The sequence below is a fragment of the Runella limosa DSM 17973 genome (assembly GCF_000482465.1).
GTDB lineage: Bacteria > Bacteroidota > Bacteroidia > Cytophagales > Spirosomataceae > Runella > Runella limosa.
On sequence record NZ_KI519420.1, the window covers coordinates 845,454 to 857,989 of the forward strand.

The 12,536-nt window shown below is 45.6% G+C and carries 9 protein-coding genes; 2 read left to right on the forward strand and 7 right to left on the reverse strand.

The annotated features are described in order from the left end of the window. Nucleotides 1–30: 30 nt before the first annotated feature. The 3 genes from K339_RS33620 to K339_RS0113525 form a co-directional block, all read right to left on the reverse strand. Entirely contained in the window at nucleotides 31–2,892 is a 2,862-nt protein-coding gene (locus tag K339_RS33620; RefSeq protein WP_051397997.1) for an alpha/beta hydrolase family protein, read from the reverse strand. Nucleotides 2,893–3,003: 111 nt separating this feature from the next. Continuing rightward, a complete protein-coding gene (locus tag K339_RS0113520; protein ID WP_028524067.1) occupies nucleotides 3,004–3,756 on the reverse strand; it encodes an HNH endonuclease family protein in 753 nt (250 codons plus the stop codon). Then, nucleotides 3,753–5,051: an AAA family ATPase gene (locus tag K339_RS0113525; RefSeq protein WP_028524068.1), complete on the reverse strand. Its 1,299-nt coding sequence runs from the start codon at nucleotides 5,049–5,051 to the stop codon at nucleotides 3,753–3,755. The genes K339_RS0113520 and K339_RS0113525 overlap by 4 nt, the downstream gene beginning before the upstream one ends. Nucleotides 5,052–5,149: 98 nt before the next feature. Between K339_RS0113525 and proC the strand changes: the two genes are divergently transcribed. Together proC and K339_RS0113535 are read left to right on the forward strand one after the other, a co-directional pair. Next, nucleotides 5,150–5,953, forward strand: a complete 804-nt coding sequence (proC, locus tag K339_RS0113530; RefSeq protein WP_028524069.1) for a pyrroline-5-carboxylate reductase — start codon at nucleotides 5,150–5,152, stop codon at nucleotides 5,951–5,953. Between the two features lie 122 nt (nucleotides 5,954–6,075). Then, nucleotides 6,076–9,744 (forward strand): DUF7948 domain-containing protein, encoded by a 3,669-nt coding sequence (locus K339_RS0113535; RefSeq protein WP_028524070.1) that lies wholly within the window; start codon nucleotides 6,076–6,078, stop codon nucleotides 9,742–9,744. A gap of 133 nt (nucleotides 9,745–9,877) precedes the next feature. Here the strand turns inward: K339_RS0113535 and K339_RS0113545 are convergent, their stop codons facing one another. From K339_RS0113545 to panD, 4 genes are all read right to left on the reverse strand, one after another. After that, nucleotides 9,878–10,588, reverse strand: a complete 711-nt coding sequence (locus K339_RS0113545) for a zinc metallopeptidase (RefSeq protein ID WP_028524071.1) — start codon at nucleotides 10,586–10,588, stop codon at nucleotides 9,878–9,880. A gap of 21 nt (nucleotides 10,589–10,609) precedes the next feature. Next, nucleotides 10,610–11,095 carry a D-glycero-beta-D-manno-heptose 1-phosphate adenylyltransferase gene (rfaE2, locus tag K339_RS0113550; RefSeq protein WP_028524072.1) on the reverse strand — a complete coding sequence of 162 codons (486 nt, stop codon included), beginning with the start codon at nucleotides 11,093–11,095 and terminating at the stop codon, nucleotides 10,610–10,612. 65 nt (nucleotides 11,096–11,160) lie between these two features. Then, nucleotides 11,161–12,180, reverse strand: a complete 1,020-nt coding sequence (locus K339_RS0113555; protein WP_028524073.1) for a lysylphosphatidylglycerol synthase transmembrane domain-containing protein — start codon at nucleotides 12,178–12,180, stop codon at nucleotides 11,161–11,163. Next, nucleotides 12,180–12,530 (reverse strand): aspartate 1-decarboxylase, encoded by a 351-nt coding sequence (panD, locus tag K339_RS0113560; protein ID WP_028524074.1) that lies wholly within the window; start codon nucleotides 12,528–12,530, stop codon nucleotides 12,180–12,182. Before panD ends, K339_RS0113555 begins: the two co-directional genes overlap by 1 nt. Nucleotides 12,531–12,536 lie beyond the last annotated feature (6 nt).

Below are 12,536 nucleotides of genomic sequence, written 5' to 3' on the forward strand. Positions count from 1 at the left end.
TTTTAAAACCTTATAGGTCTAGATAGAGGACTACTTTTGCGAGCCACTACCAAGCTGCGAAGCCTTTTGAGAAGAAACGGGGCTAAGTCCTTGACGGATTCCCTTTTCGACCATCGGAAGGCCCTCCGACATCCACTCGGGAGCAGGCGCATCTTTGAGGTAGTGGTCAAAATATTGGTACAAACGTACGGCAAAATCTTTCATATTCTGTCGTTTTGTTAACCCATGTTTTTCTCCGTTGTAATTAAGCATCCAAACGGGCTTGTTGAGGCGCTTGAGCGCCATGTAAAACTCGATGCCTTGGTACCAAGGCACAGCACCATCGTCGTCGTTGTGCATCATCAACACGGGTGTTTCAATTTTAGGAGCGTGGAAAAGCGGCGAGTTTTCGAGGTATTGCATGGGCTTTTCCCAAAGCGTCCCACCAATACGACTTTGCGTACGCTCATACTGTGCTTGACGCGACATCCCTGAATCCCAGCGAATTCCGCCGTAGGCACTTGTCATGTTAGAGACGGGAGCGCCTGCTTCGGCTGCACGAAACAAATTGGTTTGGGTCACAAGGTAAGCTGTTTGGTAGCCGCCCCAGCTGTGGCCTGAGATACCGATTTTATCCTTATCCACAAACCCTTTATCAATCATACTCAACACCCCTGGCACAATGCAATTGTACGCGCTTTGGCCTGGGTAGCCGTCTTTATAGACAATATCAGGTACAAAAACCAGGTATCCGTTGCTGGTAAAATACGAGAAGTTGATGTACGAACGAATTGGGCGCGGGGCGTAGTGGGTATGGATATTTTCTGAGTTTTTTTCGTAGAAATACGTCATCATGGGGTATTTCTTGGTCGGATCGAAGTTCTCAGGCTTGTAGAGCAAACCTTGCAATGGTGTACCATCACCCGCGCGCCAGTTGACGATTTCGACGCTTCCCCACCAGTAATTGGCTTGTTGGGCATTGGCTTCGGTAACGCGTTTTACGTTTTTGAAACTTAAATCCGTCGCGTACCAATCGGGGTACTCTTTGAACGTTTCTTTGGTGAAAAGAACACGGTCAGCGTCTTTGGCCTTCAAAATGGCCATTCCAACTTTAAAATCCCCCTCGTACAAGCGCTGGATTGCGCTGCCCGTTAGCTGACTGAAACCTTCTTGGCGGGTAGTTTCGTTGACCGTACGCAGCAAAAGAGACTTACTGAGGTCGATATTACGCTCTTCGGCATCCAACCGTACGTAGCGGTACTGATTTTTGGCTGCGCGTCCATCGGTTAATTTTACGAACGATGCTGGCTTTTTAGGGTCAATTTGCCAAATATCAAAACGGTCATATACCAACAAGTACTGGTCGTTTTTAGTCCAACCTGCTATTCCGTACGGATTGGGAAAATCGGGATGGTCATCTTCTTCGTCGGCGTATTTAACAGTTTTGTTGTTGGTCAACTGAATGGTTTGATTGGCGGCAATATCGTGCGCAAACCAAGCCGTATCAGGGTTAGAAAACCAGTACAAATACTTGCCTTCTGGTGAGGTGCGAGCACTGCCTTCTATTTTTTCTTTGGCCATTTTTTTAGAACCATCGCGCAGGCTAATGAGGTAGGCATCCTCCACGGGGTTCCAGTCCCAGTGCTGGTGCGAATAGCGGCGGTCAGATTTACCAATGACAAAATCAGCATTGCCTTCGTTGACAAGTGTAACATCAGGAACCTCTAAACTTCCCAACTGCGTCAATTTTAAGTCATTGAGGTGAGCAACGGCCAAGTACGACTGCTTTTTGTCGCGTTCAAGGCTCACTTTTTGTTGCGTTTGAAGGCGTTCGTCTTGCCAATGCCATACTTCTACGTTGACAATCTCTTCGGTAAGCAAGGTGGTATCTTGTACAATCGGTTTGGGGTTGGTGCCAAAAAATAATTTGGAACCATCCTTGGCAAAACGGGGTGTATATTCGCCACTCACTAGCCAGCCTTGCGCCGCTGGTTGGTTCGTCTCATCGGCTAGGCGAGCGGCAGTCGCTTGGCCTGCCTTCCAGTAGAATAATTTGGGCAAACGAATTTGCGCTTTGCTGTTGGTGTCCAAATCAGCGATGAAGGCCAATTGGTCGCCATTTTCGTCAAAAGAAAGCTTTTTGAATTTGTGTTTTGAATGCCCTTCATAGACCTGTTGAAGTTGGTTTGACGCAGGTTCAAAGACATAAACTCCCGCTTTGGTAGAATCGCTTCCTGAGGTTGCAAATGCCAACCGTTTGCCATTTTTGCTTACTTCATAATCGGTCACAAAACCGAATGCGCGTTCGGTATTGGTCTTGAGGATGCGCGTTACCAAGCGATAACCGTTTTCGTCCGATTCGCGTTTGGCGCGTCTCGTGGGGGCTTTTTTGGTGGTATCAGGCTTTACTTTGGGGCTTTCGCCTAAGTAGGCGACCCATTCGCTGCCTTTTTCGGGTAATTTGAATGACTGAATGGCAGGAAATTTGCTGAGTTTTTTGGTCGAAAGCGCATAAATACCCAGCGAGTCCTTCGGCATTTCGTCCTTTTTCTTTTTGGCCCGTTTGGCAGTTTTGGTAGTGCTTAATTGGGGCTTGATTTTGAAAACGGCAAATTCCGAATCGTTGGAAAAACGCAATTCGCCACCGCGAGCTACCGAATCGGTTTGGTTTGTGACAAAATGTTGAAAAACGACTTTGCCGTCGCCTTCTTGTGGGTTGAGGGCATAGCCAAACCACTGCCCGTTGTTGCTGACAACGCGCTCAGGGATGTCTTTCCAAAAGTCATACACATCGTGCGTGAGGGCTTTTTTTGCAATCGGCGCGGGGGGCGGCGTTGTTTTTTTTGGTTTCTTTTGGGCAATCAATGATGAACTGATTACTCCACAAAATAGAAGAAGTACATACTTTCTCATACGTAAAAAAGCTGTTTTTTAGTTTGTTACTTCAAATTTGGTAAGATTGATTGAGGTCAAACGAACTTAGAAGCAACTTTGCGACGAACGGCGAAAGTGTGACTATGACTTTTACTCTTTTACGTCCAAAGCGCAAAAACGCATTTGCATTTCTAAGGATTCGAATTCGTCGTCCCAAAGCTCATTTTTTTGCATAAGGTTTTTAATAACGATAAAATCATCATCGTGCAGAAGGTATGAGGCTACTACCGAGCTGTATTCGGCACTTGGCGTACCTGCATAGAAAAGATTCCGCAACCGCCTTACGATATTATTGCGTTTTGGGATTGTTTTGGAGAGGCTTGAATCGTAGTCCTTGAGCCTATCTCTGATTTCTTCTAGTCTTTCCACCGCCTCTATTCCAATGGTGTACCTCTTATCGACCCATTGTTTGCGGTCGTTCAAATTAAAGACATCAATGGTAAGTTGTCCTTGTTCACTTTTGGCTTTAAATCGGTAGCCTTGAAAATACAGATGTTCTTGCGGGTTGTCGTAGCGAGGGTTGATAATGGGGGCGTTTTTGGTATCGTGGCTGCCTTTAGATTTATTACAGGCTCCGTTAATAGGGATTAGGTTCTTCCAATCAAGAACTTCGTCGGGGTATAATGATTTTGGGTGAAAATGCTCTACTTCGGCGTATTTTCCCTCTTGGTTCAATAAACATTCAGAAAAAGCGCATTTTTGATGCGTCATTTCTAGCAACTTATCAGTAATGAATGGCTTTTTCCAGACAGGTTTGCCTGTACTTTTGAACTCATGGGTTAATTGAACAACCAACTCGTCGGTTAATTCCTCGGGAGGAGGTACGTCTTGCAATCGAATCATACTGTGGCGGGGGCGATGGCTCCTAATTGCAACTTGAGGAGTTTTCGTTGGCTACTGGTTGGGTGTAAAAGAGGGATGAGTTCATCGTATGCGGCTTGGGCTCTAGGATAATCTTCCGAATCTAGTCCCGCATCAAACTCGCCCAATAGATATAAATATCGGTCGGATAAAGTTTTTTCTCCTAACCCCATTAAATCCTGTAAAATTTCCTCGATTGTCCATCCTTGGTAGGTGCCAAATTCTTGGCGAATATGGGTTTGACCGTTTTCGCCTTTTTCTAAAATGATAAGATTAATGTCTTCCGCTGATTGCACCACCAACGGACTATGCGCGGTGACGATAAATTGGGTATTGGGGAAAATAGTGCTTAAATGCTTAATGATTTTGCGCTGCCAATCGGGATGTAGGTGCAAATCTATTTCATCTACAAGAACGACGGCAGGCCCCGTGAGGGGATTATCGAGCTGCGGATAGCGTTCAAATAATTTTTTTGCCAAGTCCACGACCCAGGCCATGGTCGATTGGTAGCCGTAACCCAACTCCTTTAACCGAACTTTACCATAGTCGGTGTCAAAGAGGGCGTAGTTTTTGACGCTATTGGTTTTGGGGTCAAGCTCAGATTTTAATTCTATGGATTTGACATCGGGCAAAAGCCCACTAGAGAGGACTATTTTTAACTTTTCTAAAACGGTATTTGCGTTTTCAATACCACTTTTAGCGGCATAGTCTAACTGTAAAAGCCATTCTTCTGCATTAGTAAGTTCGTAATTATCATAGAAAAGCCCTGTTAGCTCATCTTCATAGTTGTTGTCTATAATATTTGTTTCGGACATTTTACGAGATGTTCCGTAACCATAAAATTTGAAAGTTTGAAAATCTTCATAATTGGGTGAGGTGGATAAGAACGCTGATGTAACTATATCATTTGTCTCTTTATCAAGGTAATATGACCAGGTTTTGTTTAAATTTCTGACTTGATTTAGATTACTTTTTTGTATTGCAGATGTAATTTTGAAAAGAAGATTATTAGTTTCAAAATTCCACATATAGCGTGAATGCTTAAAAATGCAAGGAGTAACAACTATAGCACTAAGGTCCTTAATTGTAGTAGCACTCAACCCACTCAATAACCTCAAAATAGTCGTCTTTCCTGTATTGTTATTACCCAAAATTACATTCCACTGCTGATAACGTCCATCAGGGCGAGTGAAGTTAATTTCATTCTCCCCTTTGAAGCAATAAAAGTCTGAAATAGTAACTTTACTTAAATAAACGCCTGCGATTTCTTGATTCATCTTACTTACTTGTTTTTGTAAACTTACTCAAAAACAAGATTTATTACCAAAATATCATCAATTTTGCATTTTAACCACCAACTTCTTAGTCGAAACTGATGAAAATTGCCATTGTAGGTTGCGGAAACATGGGAATGGCCTTTGCCAAGTCGTTTTTGCAATATGATTTAGTAAAAAAAGAAAACCTTCTTTTGATTGAAAAAAGCGCCAATCGCGCTGAAAACCTGCGAACCGAAAATACGGGCGTGGTGATCGAAACCATCAGCGCGCACGTGGGCGAGTACGACGTGGTGATTTTGTCGGTGAAGCCGCAAGATTTCGGTATGGTTCAGGACGCCTTACGAGAAGTCCTTCAACCGCAACAAGTGGTTTTGTCAATCATGGCGGGGATTCCGATTTCTACCATTCAAGAAACCCTAAATCATCGTTTGGTCATCAGGGCCATGCCTAATACCCCCGCGATGTTGGGAATGGGTATCACAGGCTTTTCGGCCGCGAAAGAGTTGAGTTTTGCTCAATTGTTAAAAGTCGATAACCTCATCAATGCCACGGGGCGTTCGGTGTTTTTGGAAGACGAATCCATGCTCGATGCCGTAACGGCCTTGAGCGGTAGTGGCCCTGCATATTTCTATTATTTGGTCAAAGCCATGGTGGAAGCAGGCAAGCAAATGGGCTTTGAGGAGTCGATGGCAACGTTGTTGGTGAAGCAAACCATGTTGGGGTCTTTCCATCTCATCAACAATGCCGATAAGAGCCTTGATGATTTGATTAAAGCGGTGGCTTCCAAAGGAGGAACGACCGAAGCCGCCCTTCGCGAGTTTGAAGGAGGTGGTTTAGCCCAAACGCTCCAAACGGGGATTTTGGCCGCCGAACGCCGCGCCAAAGAACTCTCAAAAGGGTAATAGGAGAGGCTGAACGCTGATTTTTAAAGAAAATAACGAGACTTTCCAACGTTCCAGCGTTTTGGAAAGTCTTGCCTTTATAGGTTGCATAATTTCAACGAATTCTTTTCGTTTGTTTTAGTATGAAGCATTTTGTACGCATTTTAGTTGTATTGTTTTTGGTGTGGGGAGAGGGGCGTGCGCAAACCCCCTCGGCGGTGCGTTTTGTGCGTAACCAAGGCCAATGGGACACCGACGTACGTTATCGCGCTGATATTCCAGGAGGTTACTTGCTCCTGAAAGAAAAATCGTTGATGTACGTTTTTTTTGAGGGAAATCCCCTTCGGAGTGCCCATGCCACGGGTGAGCGTTTGTCTAACGCCCGTACAAGTCCGCTGGTAAACGGGCACGCTGTGGAAGTGATGTTTGACGGGGCGTCGTCGGCCATAAAAGTAAAAGAAGACCATTCAAACGCCGCCAAGTTTAACTACTTTTTGGGCAATGATCCCAGTAAATGGGCGAAAGATGTGCCTTCGTTTGGCGAGATTGTCTATGAAGATGTCTATCCTGGCATCGACTTTAAAATGTATGCCTTTCGCCAAACCCTCAAGTATGAGTTTTTGGTAGATCCTCAGGCCGATGCTTCTAAAATCAAACTTCGTTATGAGGGAAGTAAGTCGTTGAAATTGGAAGATAACCAATTGGCGGTCGAAACTTCCATCAACACGTTTCGGGAATTAAAACCTTATACGTACCAAGAAATCAACAACCGTACCCGCGAAGTAGCGGCTCATTATCAGTTAGATGGAAATCAGTTGTCGTTTAACTTTCCCAAAGGATACGACCGCAGCCAAGCCTTAACGATTGACCCTGAGCTGGTGTTTTCGACTTTTTCGGGTTCGTTTGCCAATAACTTTGGACACGCTGCTACGTACGACGAACAAGGGAATCTGTATTCGATTGGTACATTGCATTCAACAGGGCCTTTCCCAGCGACTGCGGGAGCATTTCAGCGTCAAGCAACTCAGAGTGTGGATATGGGCTTGTTAAAGTTTAGCCCTGACGGTACTCGTCTTCTTTACGGAACCTACATCGGAGGCTCCGACGTTGACGTGCCGCACAGTATGATTGTGAACAACAAAGGTGAGTTAGTCGTGTTTGGAACAACTTCGTCTCAAAATTTTCCGCTGTCATCTGGGGCCTATCAAACGCGTTTTGGCGGAGGAACGGCCGTCGAACCTGTAGGGGGGTTTGGATATAACAATGGTAGCGACATTTTTGTGTTAAAACTAAGTGCCGATGGGTCAACGTTAGCGGCGAGTACACTGGTAGGAGGCAACGGTAATGATGGACTTTGTCGCACTTTTGATTTTAACTTAATCAATTATAGTGACGAATTTAGGGGAGAAGTGGTGGTTGATGACAAAGACAATGTGTATGTCGCTACTTCAACTAACTCAACTAACTTTCCGACAGTCAATCCTACCACGGCGCAGTACGGAGGTGGTCGTCAAGATGCGGTGGTGTTTAAGTTGAGTTCGGACCTCAGAACAATGCTTATGAGTACGTACTTGGGAGGAACAGCTGCTGACGGAGCATACGGTGTGAAATGGGCACCGTCTGGGGCTTTGTACGTCGCGGGTTTGACCCGAAGCTCAAATATGCCCGCCAAAACGACTGCATTTAAGAGTACCAAAAGTGGGGAAGAAGACGGTTTTGTGGCCAAATTTGTCAACGATAAACTTGAACAATTGACCTATCTCGGAACGGACAGTTCGGACGTAGCGTATTTGTTGGATGTGGACTCGGAGGAAAATGTCCACGTTTTTGGACTAACGCGTGGCCGTTATCCCACCACTACTGGCGTGTATAGTAATACCAATGCGGGGCAGTTTATTCATGCTTTAGATAAAACACTTTCGCGAACGATATTTTCAACCACCATTGGCTCATCCAGAGCGAGGCCAGATATTGCACCGACTGCTTTTTTGGTCAACGAATGTGGGAATATTTATTTGTCGGGTTGGGGAGGAGTAGTCAATTCACGAAATGGCTATAACCCCACCAGTAGCACGATTGGCCTTCCAACGACGCCAGACGCGTTTCGGACGACTACCACAGGAAGTAACTTTTACATTGCTATTTTGGAAAAAGGAGCAAAATCGCTGCTCTATGGTACGTTTATTGGCAGTACCACTTCGAGTACGGACGGCGACCACGTGGACGGTGGAACGAGCCGTTTTGCCAAAAATGGCGTAATTTATCAGGCTACATGCGTGTGTCGTCAAGCCAATTTCCCTTCTACGCCTAACGTGTGGGCGGTAAATCGTAACAGTGGGGATTGTAATAATGCGGCTTTCAAGTTTGACATCGACCGCCTCAAAGCCGATTTTGATGTCTATCAAGGTACAACCAAAAATGTGTTGTCGGGCTGCGCGCCTATGACGTTGGATTTTTTGAACACCAGTGAAGGAGGAAAGACTTATACCTGGGATGTGCAAGGAAACAATATCTCGCGTGATCCGCTGAAAGCAACTTACACCTTTAATCAGCCAGGGGAATACCGTGTGACGCTGCGGGCATCTAACCCTTTGGTTTGCCGTGGGCAAGATGTCGTGACAAAAATTATCAAAGTAGGCGTAAGCAAAGCGGCGGCCAGTGGAGATACCACGGTTTGTAGCAATGTAGGTGTGCCACTTAAAGCGACAGGCGGATTGAAATATTCGTGGACGCCTGCGGCGGGTTTGAGCAATCCGAATATTGCCAATCCCATCGCCAAAGTAAATGCCACTACCAATTTTATCTGCACCATAACGGATTCGGCTTGCGTCGTGACGCGTACCGTAACGGTTAAAATTAACAACGATAAGCCTGATTTTGCGGCTTTTAAAGATACCACGATTTGCGTAGGGCAAAGTGCCGTGTTGAGCGCGCAAGGTAGCGCCACTCGTTATCGTTGGACGCCTTCGTTGACCTTGAGTGATTCGGTCGGAACGCGGGTAACGGCCAAACCATTGGTGACAACCGTCTATACCGTGACGGGGCAATATGCCGATGGTTGTTTGCCACAAAAAAACATTACTGTTCGCATTGATAACAATAAACCTGATTTTAAGGTAACGCCCGACACGACGGTTTGTGCGGGACAAACGGCCATGTTGTTTGCGCAAGGTGCAGGGACAATTCGCTGGAAAGCTTCACCGACTTTGTCGGATACGACAATCAAAAATCCCGTTGCCAATCCTTTGCAAACTACTACTTACACCGTGACGGCTGTTTATCCTGATGGCTGTAAACCAAGTAAAACGGTAACGGTGAACGTGGAAAGTGGCCCACAAAACACCAGTTTTGATGTAGCACCGACCTATGCTTGTGGAAAACCGACAATGGTGCAATACGTGAATAAAACAACGGGAGCATCGCGTTATGAGTGGGATTTTGGTAATGGAACAAAGTCGAGCGTAGCGGCACCTGGGGCGTTGGATTATACCCAAAACGGAACGTATCAAGTAACACTCAAAGCGTATTCGCCGCGCGGGTGTGCAAGTACCGTGACGCAGTCGGTGTCGGTGTTGAACTTAGACAAAATTCCGAACGTCATTACGCCTAACGGCGATGGGAAAAACGACACTTTTGTAGTGGGAGCGCCTAATACCCGCATTGAGATTTTTAACCGTTGGGGCAAACGTGTATTTGTCAGTGAAAGTTACACCGACGATTGGGGTAAAGATGTACTAAACGGCACGTATTATTACCAACTTACGCTGCCAGGAAATTCGATTTGCAAAGGCTGGATTCAAGTAATTGAATAGAGACGAATTTTGAATAACGATATTGCAACAAAAAAGCGGCTTTCGGCCGCTTTTTTGTTGTGGTTGTTTATGTGGTTGAGGTTGTGAGCAACCTCAACGGTACTCTGGAAGTTGTGAGCAACCTCAACCACGTTTAGTCATCACTACGACGACCTAGCAATAAGCTTGCGTAATATAGTAAGTTAGCTAACGCTCCCAACGCAGCTACTACGTAGGTGAGGGCAGCCCATTGGAGTGCATCTTTGGCCATTCCGTATTCGTTACGATTGACAACGCCACGTTGTTCAACCCACGCCAAGGCGCGGCGGCTTGCGTCAAATTCGACAGGAAGGGTAATCATGGCAAACAAGGTTACCCCTAAGTTGGCAGCTACCAAAACGGTTAGGATGGTGGTGCTAACAAGACCTTGGTTGTAGAAAATAAACCCACCAATAAACATCATTGCCATGTTGAAAAAGTTCAGGATGTTGCTACACACCTGCACCACAGGCACCAATGCTGAACGCATCTTCAGGGGCGCATAAGCTACTTTATGTTGTACGGCGTGCCCGCATTCGTGCGCCGCCACCGCCGCCGCCGACACACTGCGTCCGTGATAAACATCGGCGCTTAGGTTGACGGTTTTATCCGCGGGATTATAGTGGTCAGTAAGCATTCCTTCTACTTGCGTGATACGCACATCGTAGATGCCATTATCGCGTAGCATTTGTGAAGCAATTTCTGCACCACTCATGCCATTCATTAATCCTACCTGTGAATATTCGGTAAATTTGCTTTTTAAGCGCCATTGGACAATCATACCAATGACCATAAAGACAATTCCAATGATAATTAAACCACCCATGTTTGTTTAAATTTTGCGCTGTCAATAACTATTTTTAATCTTCTCGATAAGCGAAGTCGTGGAATAACCTTTTACTAACGGAATGGTTTTCACGGCTCCTCCTCTATTAACGACAAAATCCGCACCAACGATGTTATCTACTGAATAATCGTCGCCTTTGACCAAAATATCAGGACAAATTGTCTGAATTAGCTCCAAAGGCGTAGGCTCTCCGAACAAAATGACAGCATCCACAAATCCTAATGAGGCCATCAAGCGGGCGCGGGCGTATTCGTTGACTACTGGGCGAAGCGGCCCTTTGATGCTACTTACTGAGGCGTCGGTATTGAGACCAAGCACCATTCTATCGCCTAAGTTACGGGCTTTTTCGAGATAATCGATGTGCCCCAAGTGAACGATGTCGAAACATCCGTTGGTAAATACAATTTTCTGACCTTCAGCTTGCCACGCACGGGCAGCTTGAGCACCTTCTTCCCAAGATAAGATTTTAGCGGCGGAATTAAACATGAGATTGTTACGTAAAAATGACACAAAAATTGAGGGTGCGAAGAATGAAGGAGTTAATTTTTAATTTAATTAACTGCCGCTTCATCGCGACTTTTGGGGCTTTTTACGAGGGTAATGATAAACGAAATACCACCGAGAATCAACATCAGAATCATTTGAGTACCGTGGATGTACGTCGCAAGTGCAAGACCATCTTCTTTTGATAATCCGTAAAGTACCAATGCGCTACTTACCAAAATATGATAGGGACCAATGCCTCCTTGTACGGGAGCCGACATTCCCAAACCACTCATGATAAGGATGGTTAGTCCTGCCAAAAGGGTAAGATGCGATGACTCAGGCAGTACAAAAAAACATACGTACGAACTGAGCAAGTACATGGTCCAGATCAGAATGGTATGGAACAAAAACAGCCACGGATTCCGTAGTTTTCGGACGCTCAACAAACCATCAATTAGCCCCAATACAAATCCTTCGATTTTGGCAAAAAGCGAATTTTGACGCAAACGCTCGGCATTTTTTCGGTAAAACCACCACGCAGCTCCTAAAAAGCCTAATCCTAGTACCGCCAAACCTCCCAAAAGGGCTATTCGATTGCCGCCACTCCCTTGGCCAATACCCAATTTTTCGCCAAATAACTCCATGAAGAAATTGCTCAAACGCCCAAATTCAAGCACAAAAGCAAGTCCAATCAAAAATAAAAGCGTCACAACGTCAAAAACGCGCTCGGCTACGACGGTACCGAAGCCCACGTTGACGGGTACTTTATCGAGGCGATTGAGCGTGCCGCAGCGTGTCACTTCACCCGCGCGTGGGATAAGCTGATTGGCAAAATACCCCGTAAAAACGGCTACAGTGGAGTCGAAGGCAGAAGGACGATAGCCCAATGGTTCGAGGAGCATATTCCAACGGTAGGCACGACTCCAAGCGGCCACAATGGTAAAAATGGTCACCAAAATGAGCCAGCTATGGTTGGCGTGTTGGAATTTGGCCCACATGGAAACCAAGTCCATGTCTTTAAAAACGTACCACATCAACCCACCCGCAACGGCAAGCGACAGGCAGTATTTGAGAATATTTTTCATCAAGAAACGATTCTGTTATTTTCGTCGGGGAAAACGATTTTCGGTTTGAAGGTTTTGGCTTCTTCTTCGGTCATCATTCCGTACGAAATGATAATGACCACGTCGCCCACTTGGGCTTTGCGGGCGGCGGCACCATTGAGGCAAATAATGCCCGTATTGCGTTCTCCTTTAATGACATACGTGATGAGCCGTTCGCCGTTGTTGTTGTTGACTACGTGTACTTGTTCATTTTCCAAGATACCCGCCGCTTCCATGAGGGCTTCGTCGATGGTGATGCTTCCTACGTAGTTGAGCTCGGCTTGCGTTACTTTAACGCGGTGGATTTTTGATTTAAAAATGGTAACAAACATTGTTGT

What these genes read in the sequence shown, in the direction of transcription:
- panD (WP_028524074.1), bottom strand. Translation starts at nt 12,530, where the DNA reads ATGTTTGTTACCATTTTTAAATCAAAAATCCACCGCGTTAAAGTAACG.
- proC (WP_028524069.1), top strand. Translation starts at nt 5,150, where the DNA reads ATGAAAATTGCCATTGTAGGTTGCGGAAACATGGGAATGGCCTTTGCC.
- K339_RS0113520 (WP_028524067.1), bottom strand. Translation starts at nt 3,756, where the DNA reads ATGATTCGATTGCAAGACGTACCTCCTCCCGAGGAATTAACCGACGAG.
- K339_RS33620 (WP_051397997.1), bottom strand. Translation starts at nt 2,892, where the DNA reads ATGAGAAAGTATGTACTTCTTCTATTTTGTGGAGTAATCAGTTCATCA.
- K339_RS0113525 (WP_028524068.1), bottom strand. Translation starts at nt 5,051, where the DNA reads ATGAATCAAGAAATCGCAGGCGTTTATTTAAGTAAAGTTACTATTTCA.
- K339_RS0113555 (WP_028524073.1), bottom strand. Translation starts at nt 12,180, where the DNA reads ATGAAAAATATTCTCAAATACTGCCTGTCGCTTGCCGTTGCGGGTGGG.
- rfaE2 (WP_028524072.1), bottom strand. Translation starts at nt 11,095, where the DNA reads ATGTTTAATTCCGCCGCTAAAATCTTATCTTGGGAAGAAGGTGCTCAA.
- K339_RS0113545 (WP_028524071.1), bottom strand. Translation starts at nt 10,588, where the DNA reads ATGGGTGGTTTAATTATCATTGGAATTGTCTTTATGGTCATTGGTATG.
- K339_RS0113535 (WP_028524070.1), top strand. Translation starts at nt 6,076, where the DNA reads ATGAAGCATTTTGTACGCATTTTAGTTGTATTGTTTTTGGTGTGGGGA.